This window comes from Paraburkholderia sp. SARCC-3016 (assembly GCF_031119615.1).
Lineage (GTDB): Bacteria > Pseudomonadota > Gammaproteobacteria > Burkholderiales > Burkholderiaceae > Paraburkholderia.
The window spans coordinates 1-24,597 of record NZ_JAVHZD010000031.1 but is presented as its reverse complement, the minus strand read 5'-3'; the positions used below and the strand labels follow the sequence as shown (position 1 = coordinate 24,597).

22 protein-coding genes are annotated in these 24,597 nt (G+C 63.2%); 16 read left to right on the top strand and 6 right to left on the bottom strand.

Annotated features, from left to right (window positions below):
- Positions 1-352: 352 nt before the first annotated feature.
- Together QYH69_RS27095 and QYH69_RS27090 are read right to left on the bottom strand one after the other, a co-directional pair.
- Positions 353-1,324 carry a response regulator transcription factor gene (locus QYH69_RS27095; RefSeq protein ID WP_308834798.1) on the bottom strand — a complete coding sequence of 324 codons (972 nt, stop codon included), beginning with the start codon at positions 1,322-1,324 and terminating at the stop codon, positions 353-355.
- Positions 1,305-4,751: an ATP-binding protein gene (locus QYH69_RS27090; protein WP_308834797.1), complete on the bottom strand. Its 3,447-nt coding sequence runs from the start codon at positions 4,749-4,751 to the stop codon at positions 1,305-1,307. Before QYH69_RS27090 ends, QYH69_RS27095 begins: the two co-directional genes overlap by 20 nt.
- A 192-nt stretch (positions 4,752-4,943) precedes the next feature.
- Here QYH69_RS27090 and urtA point away from each other — a divergent pair, with 192 nt between their 5' ends.
- The 9 genes from urtA to QYH69_RS27045 all read left to right on the top strand — a co-directional run bounded on the left by urtA (position 4,944) and on the right by QYH69_RS27045 (position 14,407).
- Positions 4,944-6,257 carry an urea ABC transporter substrate-binding protein gene (gene urtA, locus QYH69_RS27085; protein ID WP_308834796.1) on the top strand — a complete coding sequence of 438 codons (1,314 nt, stop codon included), beginning with the start codon at positions 4,944-4,946 and terminating at the stop codon, positions 6,255-6,257.
- A gap of 59 nt (positions 6,258-6,316) precedes the next feature.
- A complete protein-coding gene (gene urtB, locus QYH69_RS27080) occupies positions 6,317-7,234 on the top strand; it encodes an urea ABC transporter permease subunit UrtB (RefSeq protein WP_075159893.1) in 918 nt (305 codons plus the stop codon).
- Between the two features lie 73 nt (positions 7,235-7,307).
- Entirely contained in the window at positions 7,308-8,495 is a 1,188-nt protein-coding gene (urtC, locus tag QYH69_RS27075) for an urea ABC transporter permease subunit UrtC (RefSeq protein WP_308834795.1), read from the top strand.
- Positions 8,485-9,228, top strand: a complete 744-nt coding sequence (gene urtD, locus QYH69_RS27070) for an urea ABC transporter ATP-binding protein UrtD (RefSeq protein ID WP_219803067.1) — start codon at positions 8,485-8,487, stop codon at positions 9,226-9,228. Before urtC ends, urtD begins: the two co-directional genes overlap by 11 nt.
- 10 nt (positions 9,229-9,238) lie before the next feature.
- Positions 9,239-9,928 (top strand): urea ABC transporter ATP-binding subunit UrtE, encoded by a 690-nt coding sequence (gene urtE / locus QYH69_RS27065; RefSeq protein ID WP_075159896.1) that lies wholly within the window; start codon positions 9,239-9,241, stop codon positions 9,926-9,928.
- Positions 9,929-10,009: 81 nt separating this feature from the next.
- Positions 10,010-11,248: a formamidase gene (gene fmdA, locus QYH69_RS27060; RefSeq protein ID WP_308834794.1), complete on the top strand. Its 1,239-nt coding sequence runs from the start codon at positions 10,010-10,012 to the stop codon at positions 11,246-11,248.
- A 29-nt stretch (positions 11,249-11,277) separates the two neighbouring features.
- Entirely contained in the window at positions 11,278-11,631 is a 354-nt protein-coding gene (locus QYH69_RS27055; protein ID WP_308834793.1) for a zinc ribbon domain-containing protein, read from the top strand.
- 102 nt (positions 11,632-11,733) lie between these two features.
- Entirely contained in the window at positions 11,734-12,774 is a 1,041-nt protein-coding gene (locus QYH69_RS27050) for an aliphatic amidase (RefSeq protein WP_308834792.1), read from the top strand.
- 85 nt (positions 12,775-12,859) lie between these two features.
- Entirely contained in the window at positions 12,860-14,407 is a 1,548-nt protein-coding gene (locus tag QYH69_RS27045; protein ID WP_308834791.1) for an AMP-binding protein, read from the top strand.
- A 91-nt stretch (positions 14,408-14,498) separates the two neighbouring features.
- On the opposite strand, the gene QYH69_RS27040 is transcribed toward QYH69_RS27045, so the two are convergent.
- Positions 14,499-14,828 carry a DUF4148 domain-containing protein gene (locus QYH69_RS27040; RefSeq protein ID WP_308834790.1) on the bottom strand — a complete coding sequence of 110 codons (330 nt, stop codon included), beginning with the start codon at positions 14,826-14,828 and terminating at the stop codon, positions 14,499-14,501.
- A 124-nt stretch (positions 14,829-14,952) separates the two neighbouring features.
- Between QYH69_RS27040 and QYH69_RS36150 the strand changes: the two genes are divergently transcribed.
- Positions 14,953-15,132, top strand: coding sequence for an MAPEG family protein (locus QYH69_RS36150; protein ID WP_374992509.1), 180 nt, complete (start codon positions 14,953-14,955; stop codon positions 15,130-15,132).
- Here the strand turns inward: QYH69_RS36150 and QYH69_RS27035 are convergent.
- Positions 15,084-15,842, bottom strand: coding sequence for a CerR family C-terminal domain-containing protein (locus QYH69_RS27035; protein WP_308834789.1), 759 nt, complete (start codon positions 15,840-15,842; stop codon positions 15,084-15,086). The genes QYH69_RS36150 and QYH69_RS27035 overlap by 49 nt on opposite strands.
- A 94-nt stretch (positions 15,843-15,936) precedes the next feature.
- Here QYH69_RS27035 and QYH69_RS27030 point away from each other — a divergent pair, with 94 nt between their 5' ends.
- The 3 genes from QYH69_RS27030 to QYH69_RS27020 are packed head-to-tail and all read left to right on the top strand — an operon-like array spanning position 15,937 to position 20,166.
- A complete protein-coding gene (locus tag QYH69_RS27030) occupies positions 15,937-17,088 on the top strand; it encodes an HlyD family secretion protein (RefSeq protein WP_308834788.1) in 1,152 nt (383 codons plus the stop codon).
- Complete coding sequence (locus tag QYH69_RS27025; protein WP_374992508.1) at positions 17,054-18,664, top strand: MDR family MFS transporter; 1,611 nt, start codon at positions 17,054-17,056, stop codon at positions 18,662-18,664. The genes QYH69_RS27030 and QYH69_RS27025 overlap by 35 nt, the downstream gene beginning before the upstream one ends.
- 17 nt (positions 18,665-18,681) lie before the next feature.
- Positions 18,682-20,166: an efflux transporter outer membrane subunit gene (locus QYH69_RS27020; protein WP_308834786.1), complete on the top strand. Its 1,485-nt coding sequence runs from the start codon at positions 18,682-18,684 to the stop codon at positions 20,164-20,166.
- Between the two features lie 21 nt (positions 20,167-20,187).
- Here the strand turns inward: QYH69_RS27020 and QYH69_RS27015 are convergent, their stop codons facing one another.
- Positions 20,188-21,054, bottom strand: coding sequence for a LysR family transcriptional regulator (locus QYH69_RS27015; protein WP_308834785.1), 867 nt, complete (start codon positions 21,052-21,054; stop codon positions 20,188-20,190).
- 80 nt (positions 21,055-21,134) lie between these two features.
- On the opposite strand from QYH69_RS27015, the gene QYH69_RS27010 reads away from it, so the two are divergent.
- A complete protein-coding gene (locus QYH69_RS27010; RefSeq protein ID WP_308834784.1) occupies positions 21,135-22,085 on the top strand; it encodes a DMT family transporter in 951 nt (316 codons plus the stop codon).
- Between the two features lie 264 nt (positions 22,086-22,349).
- Entirely contained in the window at positions 22,350-22,964 is a 615-nt protein-coding gene (locus QYH69_RS27005) for a LysE family transporter (RefSeq protein WP_308834783.1), read from the top strand.
- Here the strand turns inward: QYH69_RS27005 and bla are convergent.
- On the bottom strand, positions 22,961-23,869 hold the full coding sequence (gene bla / locus QYH69_RS27000) for a class A beta-lactamase (RefSeq protein WP_374992507.1): 909 nt from the start codon (positions 23,867-23,869) through the stop codon (positions 22,961-22,963). The two genes, QYH69_RS27005 and bla, sit on opposite strands and share 4 nt — an antisense overlap.
- Positions 23,870-24,091: 222 nt before the next feature.
- Between bla and QYH69_RS26995 the strand changes: the two genes are divergently transcribed.
- Positions 24,092-24,535, top strand: coding sequence for a cytochrome P450 (locus tag QYH69_RS26995; RefSeq protein ID WP_308834781.1), 444 nt, complete (start codon positions 24,092-24,094; stop codon positions 24,533-24,535).
- Positions 24,536-24,597 lie beyond the last annotated feature (62 nt).

Genomic DNA, 24,597 nt, shown 5'->3' with positions numbered 1-24,597 from the left:
GGCTGAGACAATAATGCGTCATAGGTTAACGGCGCCTTTCGGAAAAAATTGAATAGCTTTATCATCGCGCCGGTTGTCAAGAACGACGCATACGTTTGCGCGCGTATTCAACGAAACGCTTTATTGCGCCATTATTATGCGCCGTGCCCGGTGACGAGCGATTCCGCGGTGCGGTTAAGCGAGCAGGCGACAGCAGCTCGAAATATACCGCGCGGTCCTGGCGGTAACGAGCGGACTTTTATGGTTTGCGTAGGTGCCCGGTAAGCCGGTGCTGACGAGCAGTGGCTTCACGTATCGGCATGACGGCTCCGGCACGCCGTGTATCGGTGAGCGGATTTCACGCCTGTGAATTTCAAGCCCGATTCGCAGCCTTCACCGCCAGCGCGGCCGCAGCCGAACGCGTTTCCACATGCAGCTTGTGGAACAGATGCTCGAGATGCTTGTTCACGGTACGCGGCGCCATGCTCAGAATCTCGCCGATGTCGCGATTCGTCTTGCCGCGCGATAGCCACAGCAGCACTTCCGCTTCGCGCGTGGTGAGCCCGAATTGCGTGCCGAGCGTCGTGGCATGCGCGGCGTCGTCGAATTCCTCGAGGATCAGCATCCATTCGCCGCGTGCCGGGTTGCCCGACACGCGGGCGGTGCAGCGCACACCGTGCGTCGTGCATTCGAACATTGCCTGCGCGTCGCAGCCACGCGCAACCCAGCCGGTGAACCACTGCAGCAACGGCGGCGGCAGGCTCGCCGGCGCCGGCGATATATCGTCTTGCACCGTCGCTTCATAGCGACGCAAGCGCAGTGACGCCTGCGGATTCAGCCAACGGATCGTACCGTCCGCAGCCGCGATCAGCGCGGCGCGCGCATCGAGACCGAGCACGGCATCGGCATAGCGCTGCGCCTTCGAGCGCTGCACGTGTGCGGCAATGCGCGCACAGACCTCGTTTGGCTTGACGGGCTTCGTCACATAGTCGATTCCGCCGACGCGAAATCCTTGCACGACATGTTCGGTCTGCGTCAGCGCGGTCATGAAAATAACGGGCAGATGCGCATGACGTCGATCGAGCTTCAGGCGGCGGCAGGTCTCGAAGCCGTCCATGTCGGGCATCATCGCATCCATCAATACGACATCGGGCGTGACGCGCGCGAGGCACTTCAGCGCCGCTTCGCCGTTCAGCGCGACGAGCACCGTATGGTCGGCCGCTTCGAGCGTGGTGGACAGCAGCGCGAGATTATCGGGCGTGTCGTCGACGATCAGCACGACGCTGCGGTTGCTGGCGAAGTCGAGCGTGGCGGCTTCGGCGAGGTCAACGTAGTCTTCGGCCATCGGAGTCGTCGGAGAGTAGGGCGAGCCGGCGGCCGAATGCCGCCAGCTCGAAACGCTGCGCGAGGGCGCGCAGCGACGCGAATTCGTCGGTCAACTGCGGCCATTGCAGCGTGGCCTTGTCGAGCTGTTCGACGATGCCTTGCACGTAGCCCATTTCGAGCAGCGCCTCGAGTGCATCGCGCAAGGCGCGCGGCAACGCGGGCCGCGCCTCGATCGCCGCAGGCGGCTTTGGCGCACCGGTCGGGGCGGCGCTTTCGGGCGTGACGATCCATTCGATGTGCAGCAGCCGGGCGAGCTTTTCGAGCAGCAGCGTTACCTGCAGCGGCTTGACGAGATAATCGTCGCAGCCGATCGCCGTTGCACGCTCGCGATCGTCGGCGAAGGCGTTGGCCGACAGCAGCATGATCGGCGCGTGGCTCAGCTGGCTGTCGCGAATCAATCGGCTCGTTTCGTAGCCGTCCATGTCGGGCATCGAGATATCCATGATGATCGCGTCCGCGCCATGAATGCCGAGCCAACGCAGCGCATCGGGGCCGCTGCCGGCTTCCGCGACAGTAAAGCCGAGCGGCGCCAGCACCTGGGCGACGATGGCGCGCTGATCGGGCAGATCGTCGACAACGAGCACCGTGCGTCGCGCGCCGTGATAGCCGCCGATGCCGCCGGTGGCGGCGGGCATATCTTCCACCGCATGCACTTCCGGCGCGAACAGCTTGACGACGAAGCGCGTGCCGCGGCCAGGCGCGCTGTCCACCTCGAGGCTGCCGCCGAGCGCCTGCGTCAGCAACTGGCAGATCGTGAGCCCGAGGCCCGCGCCATGGTCGTGGTCGCGCGCCGCGTGGCCGCGTTCGAACGGCATGAAAAGCCGCTCGATATCGGCGGGCGCGATGCCGGGCCCCGTGTCGCTCACTTCGAACGTGACGGTGTCCCACGCATGGCTCACGCGCAGTGTCACCGATCCGGCCGACGTGAAACGTATTGCGTTGCCGATCAGGTTGATCAGAATCTGCCGCATGCATTTCTCGTCGGAGCGGACGATGCGCGGCAGGCGGCCGACGGTCTGCACGTCGAAGTCGAGCGCCTTCTCGGCGGCCTGCGGGCGCAGCATCGCGGCAAGATGTTCGATGAAATCGGTCAGCGGCACCCTGGTCACGTTCAGCTGCAGTTTGCCGGCTTCGATGCGCGCGACGTCCAGTAGCCCGTCCACCAGCGCGAGCAGATGTTCGCCGCTGCGCTGGATGGTCTGGATCGCGTGATGGCGCGCGGCCGGTATCTCGTCGCGTGCCTGCAGCAGCAAATGCGCGTAGCCGAGGATGCTGTTGAGCGGCGTGCGCAGTTCGTGGCTCAAGCCTGTCACATAACGGCTTTTCGCCTGGTTGGCGGACTTGGCCGCCTCGGTCGCGCGTTTGAGTGCGGCATCGGTTTTCTGGTGTGCGTCGATTTCGACCATCAGCAATTCGGTCTGGCGCTGCGATTCCTCCTGCGTGACGCGCCGGTTTTCGCGTTCGAGCACGAGCCACCAGGCGCCGATGCAGCCGATCAGCGACAGCGCGAAAAAGATCGTCACGTAACTGTGCGCGAGTTCCTTCCACGCGAGCGTGTCGAGCGGCGCGAGAGAACGCGTGCTTTGCGACCACACGAGATAGAGCACGAGGCCGAGCAGCGCGAGCATGGCCGCGACGAGGCTCAGGTAGCGCGCAAGGCGCAATGTGGTCGGCCCGAGCGCCGCATCCGGAAACAGCCGGTGCACCGCGTCGTTCAACTGCGTGCCGAAGCGTGCGTGCGGCTTGCAGCGGTCGTTGCAGCGCGAGTCGAGCGAGCAGCACAGCGAGCAGATCGTGCCGCCGTACGCGGGGCAATGCGCGGTGTCGTCCGGTTCGAAGTCGTTCTCGCAAATCACGCAGCGCCGCGTCTCATGACCGTCGGGCGCTTGCGCTTCGCGTGCGAGGTAAAAGCGGCCGCGCGTCGCGATCGCGATCGCCGGTGCGCAAACGAACGCCACGCCGAACGCGATATACGAAGACATCGCCTGCGCGAGCACGCCGAGCATGCCGACGTGCGCAAACGCGGCCACCACCGCGGCGATCAGCATCGCACCGACGCCGACCGGATTCACGTCATACAGATGCGCGCGCTTGAATTCGATATGCCGTGGGCTACAACCGAGCGGCTTGTTGACGACGAGATCCGCGAACACCGCGCCGATCCACGCGATCGCGATGTTCGCGTAGAGCGACAGCACTTTGCCGATCGCTTCGAACACACCCATTTCGACGAGCAACAGTGCGATCAGCACGTTAAACACGAGCCAGACGACGCGGCCCGGGTGGCTGTGGGTGAGGCGCGCGAAAAAATTCGACCACGCGAGCGAACCTGCGTACGCATTGGTCACGTTGATCTTCAACTGCGAGACGATCACGAACAGCGTCATCGCCGGCGCCGCCCAGGCGGCGAGCCCGAGCGGATCGAGCAGATGGTGATACGCGATCAGATACATCTGCGTGGGCTGCGCCGCATGCCCGACGTCGATCTCGTATTGGACCGCGACGAAAGCGAGAAACGCGCCGCCGAGCATTTTCAGCGCGCCGGGCACGATCCAGCCTGGACCCGCCGTCAACAACGCGATCCACCAGCGCCGTTTGTTGTGCGCATCGAGCGGCGGCAAAAAGCGCAGATAGTCGACCTGCTCGCCCACCTGCACGATCAGGGCGAACACGACGGTGCACGCCTGCCCGAATGCAATCACGCTGAATTCGTGGCCGCCCGGCGCGAGGCCGGCGAAGGTGGTCCAGTCCGAGAGCAGGCCGGGGCTGTGCCATAACACGGCTGCGTATGGCAGCACGAACAGCACGAGCCACAGCGGCTGGGTCCAGCTTTGCAAACGGTTGATCAGCGTGATGCCGAACATCACGACCGGAATCACCGCCAGCGAGCTGATCACATACGCGACGTCGATCGAAATGTGAAAGTACAACTGCAGCGCGAGCGACATGATTGCCGCTTCGAGCGCGAAAAAGATGAACGTAAAGCTCGCGTACAGCAGCGACGTCAGTGTCGAGCCGATATAGCCGAAGCCGGCGCCGCGCGTCAGCAGGTCCATGTCGACGCCATAGCGCGCCGCATAGTAGCTGATCGGCAGGCTCGTCAAAAAGATCAGCAACGAAACGGCCGCGATCGCGCAGACCGCGTTGGCGAAACCGTAATTGATCACGAGCGCGCCGCCGATCGCCTCGAGCACGAGAAACGATACGGCGCCGATCGCGGTATTGGCTACGCGGAATTCGGACCAGCGCCTGAACGAGCGCGGTGTGAAACGCAGCGCATAGTCCTCGAGCGTTTCGTCGCCGACCCATGCGTTGTAATCGCGCCGGATCTTGACGATGCGCTGGGTCGTGACGGGCAGCGCTGCGGTCTGGTGCGTCTGGGCCATATTCGCTGATCCAGTTTAGTGCGCGGACTACGCGGGTCGATGCATCGAGCAAGTTACGTTCCAATTTTTTCGGCGGATATACGTCAATCGACGTATATCGAATCCGAATTTGTCCTCCTACATTGCGTCCACGCAGCGCCGAACACTGCCGGCGCTTTAACCCACGACGCGGATCAGACAAGGAGAACAACGATGGCCGTAGACGATCGATTCGAAGACCCCGCAGCCGGTTTTGCGGCGACGGACGCAACAGCCGCGGCACCGCAAGCGCCTTCGCCGTTGCGCCGGCGCCTGCTCGGCGGCCTCGCCGCGGCGCCGCTGGCCGCGCTCGGCATGCCGGGCCTGTCGTTCGCGCAAGGGGCGCCGACCGCGAAGGTCAACACGACCGGCCTCGCCGTGACCGATACGACCGTGACGGTCGGCCAGCTGCATTCCGCGACCGGCACGATGGCGATTTCCGAAACCGGTTCGATACAGGCCGAACGCCTCGCCATCGAGCAGATCAACGCAATGGGCGGCGTGCTCGGCCGCAAGATCCAGATCATTCAGGAAGACGGCGCATCCGACTGGCCGACCTTCGCCGAGAAGTCGAAGAAGCTGCTCGAAAACGATCATGTCGCGGCGGTGTTCGGCTGCTGGACCTCCGCGTCGCGCAAGGCGGTGCTGCCGGTGTTCGAGAAGGATAACGGCCTGTTGTACTACCCGACCTTCTACGAAGGGCTCGAGCAGTCGAAGAACGTTTTCTACACGGGCCAGGAAGCGACCCAGCAGATTCTGTGGGCACTCGACTGGGCATCGAATACGAAGAAGGCGAAGAGTTTCTTCCTCGTCGGCTCCGATTACATCTGGCCGCGTACGTCGAACAAGATCGCGCGCCGCCATATCGAGCAGCATCTGCATGCGAAGGTGGTCGGCGAAGAGTACTACCCGCTCGGTACCACCGAGTTCAACTCGCTGATGAACAAGATCAAGCTGGCGCGCCCGGACTGTATTTTCGCGACCGTGGTGGGCGGCTCGAACGTGGCGTTTTACAAACAGCTGAAGGCCGCCGGCATCACGCCGCAGAAGCAGTTCCTGCTGACGCTGTCGGTCACCGAAGACGAAGTGCTCGGCATCGGCGGCGAAAACTTCGCGGGCTTCTACTCGTCGATGAAGTATTTCGAATCGCTGACCAACGACAACAACAAGAAATTCGTCGCGGCCTTCAAGGCCAGATACGGCCAGCACGCGGTGATCGGCGACGTCACGCAGGCGGCCTACCTCGGCCCGTGGATCTGGAAGGCCGCGTGCGAGCGCGCGGGCAGCTTCGACGTCGACAAGGTGGTCGCCGCGTCGCCGAACATCGAACTGAACAACGCGCCGCAAGGCTACGCGAAGGTCGATGCGAACCACCACCTGTGGAGCCGCTCGCTGATCGGCCAAGGCCAGGCCGACGGCCAGTTCAAGGTCGTCGCGCAGTCGGATGCGCCGATCAAGCCGGATCCGTTCCCGAAAGGCTACATGTAAGCCGCCTGAATGGGCCGTGCGACGGCGGGCGCGAACCCGCCGAACCTGGGAGAACTTCGATGTCACCAACCGACATTCTCAACATTACGTTGATGCAGGGTTTCGCCGGCTTGAGCCTGTTCAGCGTGCTGCTGCTGATGGGGCTCGGGCTCGCCGTGATTTTCGGCCAGATGGGCGTGATCAATATGGCGCACGGCGAGTTCATGACGATCGGCGCGTACACCGTGTATCTGTTTTCGCTGTTCGCGCAGAACGTGTGGCACGCGTTTGCGCCGGTGTACTTCTTCTTTGCGATCGTGGCCGCGTTCTTTATCGCGTTCGCGGCGGGCTGGCTTGCCGAGTGGGCGCTGATCCGGCATCTGTACCGGCGTCCGCTCGATACGCTGCTGGCCACGTGGGGCTTGAGCCTCGGCATGCAGCAGCTGTTCCGCTCGACCTTCGGCCCGAAGGAAGTGAGCCCGGCGCTGCCCGACTGGCTGATGGGCTCGTGGGAGCCGGCGCAGGGCCTCGACATTCCGGTGAGCGGGATGTTCGTGATGGGCCTCGCACTGCTGATGACGGGCGGCCTGCTGCTTGCGCTATACCGCTCGCGCTGGGGTCTGCGGGTGCGGGCCACGGTGGTGAACCGGCCGATGGCCAACGCCGCCGGCATCAATACGAAGCTGACCGACCGCGCGACCTTCGCCATTGGCTGCGGCGTGGCCGGTGTGGCAGGCGCCGCATTCACGGCAATCGGCTCGACCGGGCCGACCAGCGGCTCGCTTTACATCGTCGATTCGTTTCTCGTGGTGACCTTCGGCGGCGCCGCGAGCCTGCTCGGCACGGTCGCATCGGCATTCGGCATCGCGCAGACCCAGTCGATCAGCGAGTTCTTTCTGTCGGGCTCCACGGCGCGCGTGCTGACCTTGTTGACGGTCGTGATCATCCTGATGTTGCGTCCGCAAGGGCTTTTCGCTTCGAAGGTGCGGCGCGCATGAAACTGAAGCACGCGCTGCACCAGCTTGACGCCTCCTTTGAGTTTGCCCGATCAACCTGTTCGGAGAGACGGACATGGAACCTCTGAATCCCTCTGCCGGCGCGGCAGCGGCCCGCGGCCAATCAGCTGCCGCGCCCGTCGGCTGGCGTGCGCTTGCCGCGCGCATCGAGGCATCCGGATACGGCGGCATCGTGCTGCTCGCCCTGCTGATCCTGATCGTCTTCCCGCTCGCACTCGACGCGTTCCGTTTGAACCTGATGGGCAAGTACCTGACGTATGCGTTCGTGGCGATCGGTCTCGTCATCGCATGGGGCTACGGCGGCGTGCTGAGTCTCGGCCAGGGCGTGTTTTTCGGTCTCGGCGGCTATGCGATGGCGATGTTCCTGAAGCTCGAGGCATCCGATCCGATTGCCACCAGAACGCAAACGACGCCGGGCATTCCCGACTTCATGGACTGGAATCAGATCACCGCGCTGCCGTACTGGTGGAAGCCGTTCCATTCGTTGCCGTTTGCGATACTCGCGTCGCTGGTCGTGCCCGTCGCGGTCGCGTTGATCGTCAGTTATCCGATGTTCAAGCGGCGCGTCGGCGGTGTGTACTTCGCGATCATCACGCAGGCCATTGCGTTGATCCTGTCGGTGCTGATCATCGGCCAGCAGGGGTTGACGGGCGGCGTCAACGGCATTACCGATCTGCGCACGCTGCTCGGCTGGGACATTCGCACCGACCACGCCAAGCTGATTCTTTATTTCGTCAATGCGGTGCTGCTGCTCGCGGCACTGATCGGCTGCCGCTGGATCCAGCGCAGCAAGCTCGGCACGCTGCTGCTCGCCATGCGAGACAAGGAAGACCGCGTGCGCTTTTCCGGTTACGACGTGTCGATGTTCAAGGTGTTCGCGTTCTGCGTGGCAGCGCTGCTCGCCGCGATCGGCGGCGCGATGTTCACGCTGCAGGTCGGCTTCATGTCGCCTTCGTTCGTCGGCATCGTGCCGTCGATCGAGATGGTGATCTATGCGGCGGTCGGCGGGCGCATGTCGCTGGTCGGCGCCGTCTACGGCGCGATTCTGGTCAACCTCGGCAAGACGTGGTTTTCCGAGAGCTTTCCGAACCTATGGCTGTATCTGATGGCCGCCATGTTTATCGGCGTCGTGATGGCGTTCCCGAACGGACTGGCCGGACTGTACGAGCAGCACGTGCGCGCGCGGCTGCAAAGGGCGCTGCGCGGCTCCGCCTTCAAGAGGAGTGCCGGCGATGAGCAATAGCGATTTCCTGCTCGCAATCGAAGACCTGAGCGTGTCGTTCGACGGCTTCAAGGCGATCGATTCGCTCAACCTGTACCTCGAGCGCGGCGAACTGCGCGTGGTGATCGGGCCGAACGGCGCGGGCAAGACGACGCTGCTCGATCTGATCTGCGGCAAGACGCGCGAAACCGCCGGCAGCATCAAGTTTCGCAACGAAGAGATCACGAGCCTCGCGGAATTCCGTCGCGTGCGCAAAGGCATTGGCCGCAAATTCCAGACGCCGTCGATCTACGAAAACCTCAGCGTTGCGCAGAACCTCGAGGTGTCGTTTCCGCGCGGGCGCAGCGTGTTCGGCGCGCTCGCGTACCGGCAGGACACCGAGGTGGCCAACCGCGTGCAGTCGGTAGCCGACGAGATCGGCCTTGCCGCATCGCTCGATCTGGAAGCGGGCTTGCTCTCGCATGGGCAAAAGCAATGGCTCGAAATCGGCATGCTGCTGATGCAGGAGCCGGAGCTGCTGATGCTCGACGAACCGATTGCCGGCATGAGCGTGCGCGAGCGCGAGGTGACGGCCGAATTGCTCGACCGCATCTGCGAGAACCGCTCGATGATCGTGATCGAGCATGACATGGCCTTCGTCGAACGCATCGCGCACAAGGTGACCGTCATGCATCAGGGCAAGATTCTCGCGGAAGGGCCGATGGCACAGGTGCAGGCCGACCCGCGCGTGATCGACGTTTATCTCGGGCATTGAGGGGGCGCACATGCTGCAAGTCGACGATCTGGCAGTGAACTACGGGCAAAGCGAGGTGCTGCACGGCATCGGCTTCGACGTGGCGAGCAAGGAGACCGTGGCGGTGATGGGCCGCAACGGCATGGGCAAGACCACGCTGTTCAAGACGCTGATCGGCATCCTGCCGGCGAGGCGCGGCTCGGTGCGCGTCGGCGGTGTCGACGTGACGGGCGAAGAAAGCTATCGCCGTGTGGCGAAGGGCATTGGCTATGTGCCGCAAGGACGGCAGATCTTTTCGACGCTGACCGTCGAGGAAAACATTCAGACGGGGCTGGAGAACGCGAGCAGCCGGCAGGTGCCCGACGATATCTACGCGCTTTTCCCGGTGCTGTTCGATATGCGCAAACGCAAGGGCGGCAACCTGTCCGGCGGGCAGCAGCAACAGCTGGCGATCGCGCGAGCGCTCGTGACGAATCCGAAAGTGCTGCTGCTCGACGAGCCGACCGAAGGCATTCAACCGTCGGTGATCAAGGATATCGCGAAAGCGCTGAACGAAATCCGCAAGACGCGCGACATCGCGATTCTGGTATCCGAACAGGTACTCAGTTTCGCGCTCGATGTGGCCGACCGCCTGTTCGTCATCGAAGGCGGGCGTTTCGTGCATCAGAGCACGCGCGATGCCGGCGACAGCGAGCGGATTCGCGAATACCTGTCTGTCTGACCGGCCCGCCGACGAGGCCGTGGCGTGCGGCGGCACGAGCCGCCGCGCATGTTCGAGTGATTGAAACGAGGAGCGTGTGAGATGCCCGATACCCTGATCAAGGTCGACCTGAACCAGTCGGCTTACGAAAACGAAAACGTCCACAACCGCTGGCACCCGGATATTCCGATGGCCTGCTGGGTCAATCCCGGCGACGATTTCATTCTGGAGACCTACGATTGGACCGGCGGCTTCATCAAGAACAACGACAGCGCCGACGACGTGCGCGATATCGACCTGTCGATCGTGCACTTCCTGTCGGGCCCGGTGGGCGTGAAAGGCGCGGAACCGGGCGACCTGCTCGTGGTGGATCTGCTCGACGTGGGCGCGCGCCCCGATTCGCAGTGGGGCTTCAATGGCTTCTTTTCGAAGTCGAATGGCGGTGGCTTTTTAACCGATCATTTTCCGCATGCGCAGAAGTCGATCTGGGATTTTCACGGCCTTTATGCGAGTTCGCGGCACGTGCCGGGCGTGAATTTCGCCGGGCTGATCCATCCGGGGCTCATCGGCTGCCTGCCCGATGCGAAGATGCTCGAAACATGGAATGCGCGCGAAGCGGCGCTGATTGCCACCGAGCCCGCGCGCGTGCCGCCGCTCGCGAATCCGCCGTTCGCCGCCACCGCACATATGGGCAAGCTCAGCGGCGACGCGAAGGCGCAAGCGGCCGCGCACGGCGCACGTACGGTGCCGCCGCGCGAGCATGGCGGCAATTGCGACATCAAGGACCTGTCGCGCGGCTCGAAGGTGTATTTCCCCGTCTACGTCGATGGCGCGGGTCTCTCGGTTGGCGATCTGCACTTCAGCCAGGGCGATGGCGAAATCACGTTCTGCGGCGCGATCGAAATGGCAGGCTGGGTGCATATGCGCGTCAATCTGATCAAGGGCGGCGTCGAGAAATACGGCATTCGCAATCCGGTCTTCAAGCCGAGCCCGATCACGCCGAACTATAACGACTACCTGATCTTCGAAGGCATCTCGGTCGACGAGAGCGGCAAGCAGCATTACCTCGACGTGCATATCGCTTACCGGCAGGCTTGCCTCAACGCCATCGAGTATCTGAAGAAATTCGGCTATTCGGGCGCACAAGCGTATGCCGTGCTGGGCACGGCGCCGGTGCAGGGGCATATCAGCGGCGTGGTCGATATTCCGAATGCGTGTGCAACGTTGTGGCTGCCGACGCAGATCTTCGACTTCGACATTCGTCCGAATGCGCAGGGTCCGGTGAAGCACGTGCACGGCGGCGTGGATGTGCCGCTTTCGTACGATCTCGCGCGGTCCTGATCGTCAGCGGTCAACACGGGGAGCCAGTCATGCCGGTTTACGACTTTGAATGCGCGAGCTGCGGCCCGTTCGCCGTGATGCGCAGCGTCGCCGCGCGCGATCTGCCGCTGCATTGCCCTGATTGCGGCGCCAGTGCGTCGCGCCTGATCAGCGCGCCGGCGCTCGCGCTGATGGCGAGCGGCGAGCGCAATGCTCACGCGACTAACGAACGGGCCGCCCATGAGCCGCGCCAGACGAACGGCGGCGCGGCGCGCCATCCATCGGGTTGCGGCTGCTGCAGCGGCTCGCGCGTCGCGTTGGCGGGCGCGAGCAGCGGCGGCACGCAGCGCGATGGGTTCAAGCGTCCAGCGGGCAGCAGCCGCCCATGGATGATCAGCCATTGAGCAGCGAGCGGTGCGCAGCGCGCGCCGTACCGTTGCAAGCACAACGTTCGCCGCACGGTGAGCGGCGATGGGTCAGCCTGAATCGAAACTGGAGGAACAGCGATGCGACATGGTGACATTTCGAGCAGCAAGGACAGCGTGGGCGTAGCCGTAGTCAACTACAAGATGCCGCGTCTGCATACGAAAGCCGAGGTGCTCGACAACGCCCGCAAGATTGCGGACATGGTAACGGGCATGAAGCAGGGTCTGCCGGGGCTCGATCTGGTGATTTTCCCCGAGTATTCGACGCACGGCATCATGTACGATCGCGACGAAATGTTCGAGACCGCGGCGGTGATTCCAGGCGCGGAAACCGAAGTGTTCAGCGCGGCGTGCCGCAAGGCCAACGTATGGGGCGTCTTCTCGCTGACCGGCGAACGTCACGAAGAGCATCCGAAGAAGGTGCCGTACAACACGCTCGTGCTGATCGACAATCATGGCGAGATCGTGCAGAAGTATCGCAAGATCATGCCGTGGACGCCTATCGAAGGCTGGTATCCGGGCGATCGCACGTATGTGTCGGAAGGGCCTAAAGGGCTGAAGATCAGCCTGATCATCTGCGACGACGGCAACTACCCCGAAATCTGGCGCGATTGCGCGATGCAGGGCGCCGAGCTGATCGTACGCTGCCAGGGGTACATGTACCCGGCGAAGGAGCAGCAGGTGATGGTGTCGAAGACGATGGCCTGGATGAACAACACCTACGTCGCCGTCGCCAATGCGACGGGCTGGGACGGCGTGTATTCGTATTTCGGGCATTCGGCAATCGTCGGTTTCGACGGGCGCACGCTTGGCGAATGCGGCGAGGAGGAAATGGGCGTGCAATACGCGGAATTGTCGTTGAGCCTGATTCGCGACGCGCGGCGCAATATGCAGTCGCAGAATCATTTGTACAAGCTGCTGCATCGCGGCTACACCGGCCTCATCAATTCAGGCGAAAGCATGCATGGCGTGGCGGCGTGCCCGTTCGGCTTCTATCGCGACTGGATCGCCGATCCCGACGCGGCCCGCAAGAAGGTCGAAGCGATGACGCGTAGCGCGCCGGGTACGCCGGAATGCCCGATCGAAGGTATTCCCGTGCGCGCCGCGACAGGGGAAGGCTGAGTAGACGGGGTCAGAATTGCCGCTCATTTAGTCCTCATTTTGCACGGGCATACTGCTTCCATCGGATCGGCAACGAGGGGCGGTCATGGAATCGAAGGAGGAAGCGGCGTTTCGACCCTATGTCGACGTGCTGCTCGATCAGTTGGAAAGACGTGCCGACGGCACGGTGCTGCGCTATCTGGACGAAGACGTAACCGGTAATGCGTTTAGCGCCTCGATCTTTCGTCATGCGCGCGCGCTTGAGACGCTCGGTATCGGGCGCGGCTCGCTCGTCGCGCTCTTTGCGCCGAACTGCCCCGATGCACTCGCCATTCGCTATGCGGCGAACCTGCTTGGCGCGGCAGCGATGTTCCTGCCCGCCGTCGCGTCGGCACATCATCGTGCGGCTTTGGTGGCTCGCCTTCAACCTGCGCTGCTGGTTGCCTTCGCGCAGACGGCGCATCTCGTGCCCGCGGGCGTCGACACCCGCGTCGTCCATGTCGATGCGGGCCCGGTCGATGCGCGTTTCGATCGGCTCGTGCGCGTGCAATCCGAGCTTCCGATGCGCTGTTGCGCGAGCCCCGACGATCTTGCGGTCATTGTTTCGTCGGGCGGCTCGACAGGTGTGCCGAAAGCGAGCCGGCGCAGCTTCGCTGCCTATTCGATGCTGGTCGGCGCGCCGAGTCCCGAGGACCGTCGGCAGCTCGTCAACGGCGCGCTCGCTTATCTGTCGCAAGTGCTCGTCGACAATACATTGACAGGCGGCGGGACGGTCGTGTTGAAGCCTCGCCACGATGCGGCCGACACGCTGGCGACGATCGAAGCCGAACGCATTACCGACGTGCTGCTCGTCGAGCCGCAACTGTTCGATACGATGGATCACCCGGACGTGCGCCGGCGCGACCTCTCTTCGTTGCGCTCGATCACGCATATCGGCGGATCGGCGCCGGCGATACTGCGGCGCCGCGCGATTGCGCGGTTCGGCCCGGTGCTGACGCATACGTACGGCGCGAGCGAAGCGGGGCTCGTGAGTGCGCTGTCGCCGTCGGACTATCTGTCGGATCCGCACCTGCTGCATTCCGCGGGACGTATCCGGCCGGATGTCACGGTGCGTATTCGCCGCACGGACGGCACGCTCGCGCACGCTGGGCAGACTGGCGGCATTGAAGTGCAGTCGGCCGCCGTCGCGCAAGGCTATTACCATCAGCCGGTCGAGGAAGCGCACAAGTTCAACGACGGATGGTGCGTGACGGGCGACGTGGGCTTCGTCGACGAGAAGGGCTGTTTGCATGTGCTCGGCCGCGCGGCCGATGTTGCGACGGTCGATGGCGCCGATATCGGCCCGGCGCAAATCGAGTCGCCGTTATGTGCGCTGCCCGAAGTGCGCTACGCGGTGGCCCTGGCGGCGGCGCCCGAAGATGTCGCGCGTGGGCATGTCTGGAACGCCGTGGCTGTGCCGTGGCCGGGCAAGCACATCGATGTCGCACGCTGTACCCGGAAGCTCGAAGCGGCGTGCGGCGTGAACGTCGCGCGCGCGGTACGGGTGCTGGCGGCACGGCACGTGCCGCTTACCGAGCAGGGCAAGGCGGACCGTGCGGCGATCGGACAGATGGGTTGGCTTGCCGGCGCCGTGCCTGGGGCGATTTGCGCGTGAGCCGGTTGAATGCATAACACGTAACAGGCCCCGCATGCGCGTTGCGGAAACAGCGAACCAAGCTACGGCCGATTGAACGGCGACGCGTGCCTCAATTGGGCTGTACCTGCTGGCAATCTTCGGCATACCACTGGTCGACGCGCTTCTGTGCGGCTTGAAGATCGGCCGGATAGTACGGATCGAAGCCCCACGACGGGTTGTAACCCGCGGCTTCGAGGGCCGCGAGCTGGCTCAGGTTGCGCTCGCGCGTGAGAGGCTCCTTGTTTCGAAGCGCGGTCAGGTCGCGGCATTGTGCCGGGCTCAGATGCGTGCGCGCGCCTTGCTGCGTGCCGCCGCCGGCGGCGGCGCAGCCGGCTAGAGCGAACGCCAGTGCCAATGCCGATGCCGGAAGAATTAGCCAGAGTTTCAGCGAGTGGTTCATGTCACGTCTCCTTCAATGAGATAACGCTCATCACGCATCGGTTGTTCCCAACGTTGCGTGCGCATTCGTCTGATTGTGTCCAGTCGGAGTACGGGATCCTGGCATTACGTCATTGCCGGCGCGCATGCGTGCGCATGTCGACTTCATTGAATATACGCCGTTTGTGCTGATTCCGACGGCGCTGCGCGAATACGCAGGCAGGTCCCGGACATCGCTTCGAGGACTCGGCGCAGCGTATGCGGCGGGGCGTATTCGCTATTTGCGCGGCTTCGTTCTGGCAGTGGCGCGGCCGGCCGCAGGCTGATGCGTTTTGTCCCGCTCGATGCTCCATTGCTCGAGCAGCGTGCGCGTCTGTTCGCGTATGGTCGACTTCAGCAACTGGGCCTTCTCCGCGTCGATGTTTTTCCAGCGCAGCATCGCGAGCGTCGAGCGATGCGCAACGTGAAAGATCACCATTTGCCCATTGAGGCTAAAGCTACGGATCAGCGTGGTCGGATCGTCGGCGGCAAGCCCGGAAATGCGCGCGATGAGCGCCGCGCACGCCTGGTTCAGCGGCTCCCGTATTTTGCAAACGAGGATTTCCGAAGCGCTTTCGGGTTCGTAGCCGGCCTGCTCGCGTGCGAAGAACATGCGCCGGCCCGGTTTGCTTGTTTTTGCAAAGGCGGCATCGGCGATCGCTTCCTGAATGCGCAGGAACGCGTCGATCAGCACTGACGTGTCGGCGTTTTCGCGCAGCACGTGCTGTGCGTGCTCGACTGCCGGTCCGAAGGTCTTCCACGCTTCGTCCGCCAGCGCTTCGACGCACGCGCGATACACCCCTTCCTTGTTCTCGAAGTAGTACTGCAGCGCCGGTGCGTTGACGCCGGCGCGCGCCGCGATATCGCGTGTCGACGCGCCATCGAAGCCGTATTCGCCGAACAGCTCGACTGCGGCATCGATGATGCGGTGGCGCGTTTCGTCGCCGCGCGCATACCCGCCATCGGGCGATCTGCGCAGCTTCTTTGCGGGGTTCATGCGTTTCTCTCCGTTGCTCCCGAGAAATATAACACTTGACACAATTTTAACGACTGGAATAATTATGCCGGTTGGAAAGAATTGGACCATAACAATGTCGACGACCGCAGGCTCTCCTTCCCGCCCTCTGCCGGGCGAACCAGCCGGACATTCTCCCGCATCGGGCGCGAAGCGCCCCAGCCGGCGTACGGTGCTGATCGTGCTGGGCACCGCCGCGCTGATCGTCGGCGCGCTTTGGCTCGTGCGCTGGTGGACCGTGGGCCGCTTCATCGAAAGCACGGACGACGCGTATTTGCAGGCCGATAGCGTGACGGTCGCGCCAAAAGTGGCCGGTTACGTCACGAAGGTGTTCGTCGGGGACAACCAGGTCGTCAAGCCCGGCGATCCGCTCGTGCAGCTCGATGCCCGTCAGTACCGGGTCGCGCTCGATCAGGCGCTCGCCACGGTCGACGCGCGCCGCGCCGACATCGCACGCGCGCAGGCCGACATCAAACAGCAGCAGGCCAATATCGCGCAGGCGCTCGCACAGCAGCAGGTCTCGCGCGTGAGCGCGCAGCATGCCAGCGATGAAGTGCGGCGCTACGCGCCGCTGATCGCAACCGGCGCCGAAACCAGCGAACGGCTTTCGGAACTGACGAGCAGCCGCGATCAGGCCAATGCCACACTGGCCGCGAACGCGGCTGCCGTGGACGCCGCACGTTCGCAGATCGCTTCGCTCACCGCGCAGCTCGCGCAGGCCAACGCGCAACTCGAAGCGGCACAGGCAAGCGCGGCGCAATCGCAGCTCGATCTCGACAACACGATGGTGCGCAGTGCGCTCGGCGGCAAGGTCGGCGACCGCACGGTGCGTGTGGGGCAATACGTGCAGCCGGGCACACGGATGCTGACGGTCGTGCCCGTGCAAAACACCTATCTCATCGCCAATTTCAAGGAAACGCAGGTGGGCCGCATGCGCGTCGGCCAGCCGGTCGATATGCACGTCGATGCGTTGCCCGGCCACGATCTGCACGGCGTGATCGACAGTTTTTCGCCGGGCACGGGTTCGCAGTTCGCGTTGCTGCCGCCCGAGAACGCGACCGGCAACTTCACGAAGATCGTGCAGCGCGTGCCTGTGCGGATTCGTCTCGAGACAGGCCCTGAAACGCGCAGCGTGCTGTTGCCGGGGCTCTCGGTGACGGTCGACGTCGACACGCGTTCGGCGCGCGACCGCGATGCACGCATCGACGCCGAGAACCATCGTGGCTAATTCATCCGCCGCATCGCACGCCGAACCGCGCGCCAGCGCGAGCGACTGGATCGCCGTCGCGGCGGGCGCGCTCGGCGCGTTGATGGCGACGCTCGATATTTCCATCACGAACTCGGCGCTGCCGCAAATTCAAGGCGAAATCGGCGCAACGGGCACCGAGGGCACGTGGATCTCGACCGGCTATCTGATGTCGGAGATCGTGATGATTCCGCTTGCCGCATGGCTCACGCGCGTATTCGGCTTACGCAATTTCCTGTTCGCGAATTCGGCGCTCTTCATCGCGTTTTCGATGATGTGCGGCTGGTCGCACACGCTGCCGATGATGATCGCCGGCCGCATCGGGCAGGGCTTCACCGGCGGCGCGCTGATTCCGACCGCGCAGACCATCATCCGCACGCGGCTGCCGATGTCGCAGTTGCCGGTCGGCATGACCATGTTCGGTCTGATCGTGTTGCTCGGGCCGCTGCTCGGGCCCGTGGTGGGCGGATGGCTCGCGGAAAACATCAGCTGGAGCTGGTGCTTCTTCATGAATCTGCCGATCTGCCTTGCGCTGATGACGCTGCTCGTCGTCGGTCTGCCATCGGATAAGCCGCATTGGGAGGCTTTCCTGAAGGCAGACTGGCTCGGCATCGTCGGTCTTGCGATCGGGCTCAGTTCGCTGACGGTGGTGCTCGAAGAGGGGCAGCGCGAACGCTGGTTCGAGTCGTCGACGATCGTCTCGCTGACGTGCGTATCGGTGTTCGGCATGCTTCTGATCGGCGCCTCGCAGTTGACTGCGAGGAAACCGATCCTGCGCCTGAGCCTGATGCGCAATCCGAACTACGCAAGCGTGATTGTGATCGTATCGGCAGTGGGCGCGGCGCTGTATGGCGTGTCGTATCTGCTGCCGCAGTTTCTCGGCATCGTGGCCGGATATAACGCGGAGCAGTCGGGCGCGATCATGCTGCTTTCCGGCTTGCCTGCTTTCATGATCATGCCGGTCTTGCCGCGGCTGCTCGCGAAATTCGACTTTCGCCTGCTCGTGATTACCGGGCTGCTGCTCTATGCGGCCAGTTGCCTGCTCGATATCGATCTGACCGCGCAGAGTGTCGGGCACGACTTCGTCTGGTCGCAACTGATACGCGGCACCGCCCAGATGCTCGCGATGATGCCGCTCAACCAGGCGTCGATGGCGGCCGTCTCGCGTGAGGATTCGGGCGATGCCGCGGGTTTGTACAACATGGCGCGCAATCTCGGCGGGTCGATCGGCCTTGCGATCATCGGCACCGTGATCGATCGGCGCACGACGTTTCATACCGCGATGATCCGCGAGTCGGTCAGCGCGAATTCGCTGATCGGCCAGGAAAACCTCGCCACTAATGCGGCCGGCTGGTTCGCGCATACGGGCGATATGGCCTACTCGCGGATGCGCGCGCTCGGGCAACTCGCGACGCAGATCCAGCGGCAGGCTACGGTCATGACTTATTCGGAAACCTTCTATCTGCTCGGTATCGCGCTGCTTGCATGCATTCCGCTCGCGCTGCTGTTGAAAACGCCGCGCAGGAATGCGCCCCCGCCTTCGTCGGCCGGGCATTAATGTCTTTTGATCCCATCATGACGTTCAACCGTCCTTCGTGTTTTGCACGCACGCGCGCTGCGCTTTTGCCGGCGCTTCTGCTTGTGTTTGTATCGTCGGGCTGCACGGTCGGCCCCGACTATCGCGGTGCGCCGGCCGTCGCGCAAGATTCGACGAGCAACAAGACGTTCGTGCGTGCGCCCAACTCCGGTACGACCGCCACCTCCGCGCCTCCGAACCAGTGGTGGCTCGCATTCGGCGATCCACAGCTGAACGAACTCATCGCGGCCGCTTTTGCGCATAGTCCAGACGTGCATATCGCGCAGGCGCGCTTGCGCGAATCGCGCGCACAGCTCGATCAGCAACATGCCAACGAGTTGCCGAAACTGTCGGCGAATGCGGCCGCGCTGCGCACGCGCGAGCCGGATCTGAGCGCCTTCACTAATGGCAATAACGGCGGCAATGGCAATTCATCGTCGTCGGGGCGTGGCCCGTTGCAGTTCTATACGGCCGGATTCGACGCGTCGTGGGAAATCGATCTGTTCGGCGGCACGCGGCGCGCGATCGAAGCGGCATCGACGAATGCGCAGGCCGTCGACGCGGATCTTGCTGATACGCAAGTGTCGCTCGCGGCCGAGGTCGCACGCACCTATATCGAACTGCGTGACGAGCAGACGCGTCTCGAACTCGCGCAGCGTCAGGCACAGACCGAGCAGACAATATTGACGCTCACGCAGCAGCGCCGTGCGCGCGGCACGGCTGCCGACGTCGATGTCGAACGTCTGACCACGCAGGTCGAGAACACGCGCGCCACGCTGAGTCCGCTCGACGCGCAAGTGACCGATTCGCTCGATCGTCTCGCGGTGCTGACCGGGCGCGCGCCAGGCGCACTCGATGAACAGCTGGGCGCCACGCGGCCGCTGCCTGCGTTGCCCGAGACGGTCGCCATCAGCGATCCGTCGGCGCTGTTGCAGCAACGCCCCGATATTCGCGCTGCGGAGCGGCGGCTCGCGTCGAGCAATGCGCAGATCGGCGAACATGTTGCCGATTTCTTTCCGAAGGTCACGCTGCTTGGCGATATCGGCTTTAGCGCCAGCGATCCGGGCCATTTGATACGCAAAAGCAATTTCAGCTGGGTGGCCGTACCGTATCTGCAATGGAATGTATTCGATTTCGGCCGCACGCTGGGCAGTGTGCATGCGGCCGAGGCATCGCGCGACGAAGCCGAAGCCCAATATACGAAGACCGTGCTCGAGGCGCTGCAGGACGCGAATTCGTCTCTTTCGCGCTATGGGCATCAACGTGAGCATGTCGTCACCTTGCAGAAGGTGGAAGCGTCGGCCACTCACTCGGCGGTACTGATGCGGCAGCGCTATACCGCGGGTGTATCGACATTGATCGATCTGCTCGACACGCAGCGCCAGGAATTCAGCGCGCAGCAGAATGTCGTCGCGGGGCAAGCCGAGTTGCTGAAGGATTTTGTGTCGTTGCAGAAAAGCCTGGGGCTTGGCTGGCAGCTTTGAATGCGGTCGGGGCGCTGCGCGTCAGTCGGCGCCTTTGCCAAGCGCAAGCACGATCTGCTCGTGCATCGCATCCACGGCTGGCGAGCGCACCGACTTCTTACCCCGGACCAGCGCGACATCGAGCTCGGGCAGATCGGGCAAGCCATGCCGCGCATCGAGAATCTTCAGCGTGGGCGGCACGCTGCAGCGTGTGAGCACGGCGATTGCCATGCCGCTGGCGGCCGCCGCATGCTGGCCCGCGACGTTCGGGCTGTGATACACGATGCGATAGTCGCGTTTCTGGGCAGCGAGCGCTGACAGTGCAATGGCGCGCGGCAGACTGCCGGCTTCGTGCACGGCAATCGGCAACGGGTTGCGGCGCCACGCTTCGTGTTGTTCATCGCCCACCCACACCAGACCTTCGCGGAACAGCAGCGTGCCGCGCTCGGGATGATCGCGTGTGACGACGGCGAGCTCGAGTTCGCTGCGATCGACCTTCGGGATCAGTACGGTGGACTGCTCGCACACGAGCGTGACCTCGATGTTCGGATAGCGCGTCGAAAACTGACGCAGCACGGGCGTCAAATAGGCCATCGCGTAGTCGTCGGGTACGCCGAGGCGAATGCGGCCCGTGATATGGGCGCCATGAATGGCGGCCAATGCTTCCGCTTGCAATTCGAGCATGCGGCGTGCGTAAACGAGCAAGTCCGCACCGACGGGCGTGAGCGACACGTGCTTCGAATCGCGGGAAAGCAGCGGTTTGCCCACCACCTCCTCGAGTTTCTTGATTTGCATGCTCACCGCGGATTGAGAACGGTAGACGAGCCGAGCGGCGGCAGTGAGCGAGCCGGTGTCGACGGCCGCCACGAATGCGCGCAGCCAGTCCGTCTGGAGGTCTTTGGGTAACATCGCATCTATTCGATTTTCGAAGGATTAAACCAATATAAATTCGCTTTTGCGATGTCGTCAATGCGCACAGAATGCGCTGCATGAAATCTTCGACATCGACATCGACATCGACGTCCGGCGTCATAAGTACCGGGCAAGCCACCGACCCGCAACGCGCTGCCGGCCATGAGCGAGGCGGTACCGTTTTGATGGTGCTGGGCGGTGTCATGCTTGGCACCATCGGTATCTTTATCGAGGAGGCGGCGCAGGATCCGTTCACGACCGTTCTGTTCCGATGCGTCTTCGGCTGCCTTGCGCTATCGCTTTGGGGCATTGCGCAAGGGCGTCTCGCGGAGCTGCGTCTGAGCGGGCGCGCGTTGCGCTGCGCCGTAGCGGCGGGGCTGCTGATGGTCGTGAACTGGGGACTCTTTTTTGCGGCCATTCCGCGCACGTCGATTGCCGTATCGACCGTGATTTTCCATGTGCAGCCGTTCTGGGTCATCGCGATGGGCGCGTGGCTGTTGCGCGAAAGAATTTCGGCGCAACGCGCGATTGCGACGGTCGTCGCACTCGTCGGACTCGTGCTGGCGACGGGCGTGTTGAATCGCTCCGATCAGCCGGATGGCGGCGTATCGGCGGACTATTGGAGCGGCGTGGCGATGTGCCTCGTCGGCTCATTCGCTTACGCGGGCGTCACGATGATCGCCAGGATGGCGACGCAGGTCAGCTCTTTCGCGCTCGCATGGTGGCAATGTCTGATCGGCATGTTGGCGACGGGCTGGTGGCCGATGCTGCATGGTTTGCCGCGTTGGGGCGCTACGTGGGGATGGCTTGCGGGTATCGGGGTGATTCATACGGGCCTTGCCTATGTCGTGCTCTATGCGGGCATGAGCCGATTGAGAACCGGCAATATCGCGGTGCTGCAGTTCGTTTATCCGTTGACCGCGATTCTGGTAGATAGGGTGGCGTATGGACACGCGCTTGGTTCAACCCAGATCGTCGGCGTGTGCGTGATGGCGGCGACGTTGTGGTGTGTCAGACGAATGCGTTGACGGGGCGTGCGTGTCGAGTGGCGCGATCTGCGTTTCGTCTCGGCTGATACTCGATGGCCCGCATGAAGCACGCATGGTCGACGCGTGGTCCTGCTCGATCCGTTCGATCGTTGCGTCCGCATTTGTTTGCGTGTTGCCTGAGAGACCGTGCAAGCGGAGAAGCCCAACGCGCGATATATACTTCGCGGCGGCGTGTGACTGCACCGCAGTCACGATGCCCTTGGCAAAGCATTCAGACCAACGCGAACGATAAACTCAAAGAGCATGATTCCGCTATCCAACCTGTACACCTGCCTGCTTGCAGTGTTTCTCGTGCTCGTGATGCCTGGCCCGACCAACACGCTACTAGCGGCGGCGGGCCTCGAGCATGGCTTTCGCCGTGCGGCCAGGTTGACGGTAGCCGAATGTTGCGGATATCTGATCGCGATCTCGTTCTGGGGCATGTTTCTGCTCGAACTCGCGCGAGCAGTGTCCTGGTTGCCGTGGGCAGTGCGCCTTGTGAGCGCGGTCTATATCGCGTGGCTTGCGATTCGCATGTGGAGCGCGACGCTCGAGCTCGCGGGCGGGCAGCGGAGAACCGTGAATATGCGGATGCTTTTTGTCGCGACGCTGTTGAACCCCAAGGCGATCCTGTTTGGCGGAACGCTGTTTCCTGCGGCGGCGTTTGCCAGTGTGGCGGGCTACATGGAAGTGATGGGAGCGTTCGTTGCGTTGCTTTTTCCGATCGGCTCGTTATGGGTGGCAGTGGGCGCGCAGTTGGGAAAGGGGCGACTTGCATGGCTTAAGCCGGTATATGTGCTGCGGAGTGCGGCTATCGTGCTTGGCGCGTTTTCGGTGACGGTAGCGTGGTCGGCACTACTGCCCACAGCTAGCCACTAACCGCGCCATCGGGCAAGCGCCGCTCCGACGGAAGCGATCGTCGCATTCTGGTGCTTTCCGTCGATCGGATCGCCGGTCAGATAGATCGATATGAAAAGCGGGCGGCTTCCTTCCGACGGCCAGACGACTGCGACGTCGTTTGTCGTGCCGCGTTCGCCTGCGCCGGTCTTATCCCCGACTCGCCATTCGCGCGGCAGTCCCGCGCGCAGTCTCGACCCGCCGGTTTTATTGCCGATGAGCCATCCGCTTAGACGGTCTCGCGACGTTCGCTGTAGCGCGTTGCCCGTTACGAGCTCGCGGAGATTCGACAGCATGGCGGCCGGTGACGTCGTATCGCGCGGATCATCGGGAAGCGCCTCGTTCAGTTCAGGTTCGATCCGGTCGAGACGCGTCACCGTATCGCCGAGCGAGCGCGCATAGGCGGTGAGCGCTTTGGGTCCGCCGATGCTTGTCAGCATGAGATTGCCCGCCGTGTTGTCGCTATAGGTCATGGCCGCTTCGCATATTTCCGCGAGTGTCATGCCCTCCGGACCCGACCTGTTCTGCGTAACCGGAGAATTCACCACCACATCGCTCGCCGCGAAACGAATGCGGCGGTCCAATCGATCGTCGCCGCGGTCGATCCGGGAAAGCACCGCGGCGGCGGCTAACAGCTTGAATGTGCTGCACATCGGAAACCGCTCGTCCGCTCGGTAACCCGCGCTTTTACCGGTCTGCGTGTCGAGTACCGCTACGCCCAGACGGCCTCCGCGCTCGGCTTCGATGTTCCGCAGGGCAGTCGATAGCGCATCGGATGCTGCTTTGTCGTTTTGGGCAAGCGCCCTTGCCATCGGGCAAAACATCACGAAAGAACACATACCTGAAACAGCCAGAGCTGCTTTTGCAAAACCGCGACGATCAGTCATTCCACGTTCTCCACGATCAGGAACGCTACTGTCTCCGGGGCGAGGCCCGATCGACAAGCAATGAAAAATCGCGAGAGCCAATAGTTAAACCTGGCCTTCGATGCGCAGCGGGGCAAGTAAGCGCTTCGCTCAGGTCAAGGCTTGGAAAACGCTGACGCGATTGGCTAAAGTGATTTTCATGGCCGTCACCCTCGTATGGCGGCATGCGAAGCGGAGGAAAGTATGGCCGACCTTCAATTCGATGCGCCCCCGACCCTTCGCACCGTTGCAGCTCTGCCATGCCCGCGAGGCGTACCGCTGCTAGGCAATCTCTTCCAGATGGCGCCGGCGAAGCTGCACCTGACGTTGGAGCAATGGGCGAAGCAATTCGGTTCGCCATACCGCGTTCAACTCGGCACGATTCCGGTCACCGTGTGGACCCAGGCCGATTTGTTCCAGATCGTCATGCGCGAGCGTCCGCATCTGTATCGACGATTTGCGCCGATGGAATCCGTTATGGCGGAACTGGGCGGGAACGGCGTATTTTCGGCGGAAGGCGCGGCGTGGGAGCCGCAGCGCCGGCTCGTGATGCGCGCGCTTTCCTTTCCCAACGTCAAGGGCTTCTTTCCTACTCTGGCCGCTATTACCGGCCGATTTCTCGTTCGCCTTCAGGAAGTCGGATCGTAGCCATGTCGTTCTGTGAGCCAAGGAGTTGGTAGAATGTTTTGTCTTCCTAAGACCGCTTGGCC

Bases quoted from the DNA above. Each gene is read 5' to 3' on its own strand.
- QYH69_RS27030 (WP_308834788.1), top strand. From the start codon at position 15,937: ATGTCGACGACCGCAGGCTCTCCTTCCCGCCCTCTGCCGGGCGAACCA.
- QYH69_RS27025 (WP_374992508.1), top strand. From the start codon at position 17,054: ATGCACGCATCGACGCCGAGAACCATCGTGGCTAATTCATCCGCCGCA.
- QYH69_RS27015 (WP_308834785.1), bottom strand. From the start codon at position 21,054: ATGTTACCCAAAGACCTCCAGACGGACTGGCTGCGCGCATTCGTGGCG.
- QYH69_RS27090 (WP_308834797.1), bottom strand. From the start codon at position 4,751: ATGGCCCAGACGCACCAGACCGCAGCGCTGCCCGTCACGACCCAGCGC.
- urtB (WP_075159893.1), top strand. From the start codon at position 6,317: ATGTCACCAACCGACATTCTCAACATTACGTTGATGCAGGGTTTCGCC.
- QYH69_RS27035 (WP_308834789.1), bottom strand. From the start codon at position 15,842: ATGAACCCCGCAAAGAAGCTGCGCAGATCGCCCGATGGCGGGTATGCG.
- urtE (WP_075159896.1), top strand. From the start codon at position 9,239: ATGCTGCAAGTCGACGATCTGGCAGTGAACTACGGGCAAAGCGAGGTG.
- urtD (WP_219803067.1), top strand. From the start codon at position 8,485: ATGAGCAATAGCGATTTCCTGCTCGCAATCGAAGACCTGAGCGTGTCG.
- bla (WP_374992507.1), bottom strand. From the start codon at position 23,869: ATGACTGATCGTCGCGGTTTTGCAAAAGCAGCTCTGGCTGTTTCAGGT.
- QYH69_RS26995 (WP_308834781.1), top strand. From the start codon at position 24,092: ATGGCCGACCTTCAATTCGATGCGCCCCCGACCCTTCGCACCGTTGCA.
- urtA (WP_308834796.1), top strand. From the start codon at position 4,944: ATGGCCGTAGACGATCGATTCGAAGACCCCGCAGCCGGTTTTGCGGCG.
- QYH69_RS27055 (WP_308834793.1), top strand. From the start codon at position 11,278: ATGCCGGTTTACGACTTTGAATGCGCGAGCTGCGGCCCGTTCGCCGTG.
- QYH69_RS27005 (WP_308834783.1), top strand. From the start codon at position 22,350: ATGATTCCGCTATCCAACCTGTACACCTGCCTGCTTGCAGTGTTTCTC.
- QYH69_RS27045 (WP_308834791.1), top strand. From the start codon at position 12,860: ATGGAATCGAAGGAGGAAGCGGCGTTTCGACCCTATGTCGACGTGCTG.
- QYH69_RS27040 (WP_308834790.1), bottom strand. From the start codon at position 14,828: ATGAACCACTCGCTGAAACTCTGGCTAATTCTTCCGGCATCGGCATTG.
- fmdA (WP_308834794.1), top strand. From the start codon at position 10,010: ATGCCCGATACCCTGATCAAGGTCGACCTGAACCAGTCGGCTTACGAA.
- QYH69_RS27050 (WP_308834792.1), top strand. From the start codon at position 11,734: ATGCGACATGGTGACATTTCGAGCAGCAAGGACAGCGTGGGCGTAGCC.
- QYH69_RS27020 (WP_308834786.1), top strand. From the start codon at position 18,682: ATGACGTTCAACCGTCCTTCGTGTTTTGCACGCACGCGCGCTGCGCTT.
- urtC (WP_308834795.1), top strand. From the start codon at position 7,308: ATGGAACCTCTGAATCCCTCTGCCGGCGCGGCAGCGGCCCGCGGCCAA.
- QYH69_RS27095 (WP_308834798.1), bottom strand. From the start codon at position 1,324: ATGGCCGAAGACTACGTTGACCTCGCCGAAGCCGCCACGCTCGACTTC.
- QYH69_RS36150 (WP_374992509.1), top strand. From the start codon at position 14,953: ATGCGTGCGCATGTCGACTTCATTGAATATACGCCGTTTGTGCTGATT.
- QYH69_RS27010 (WP_308834784.1), top strand. From the start codon at position 21,135: ATGAAATCTTCGACATCGACATCGACATCGACGTCCGGCGTCATAAGT.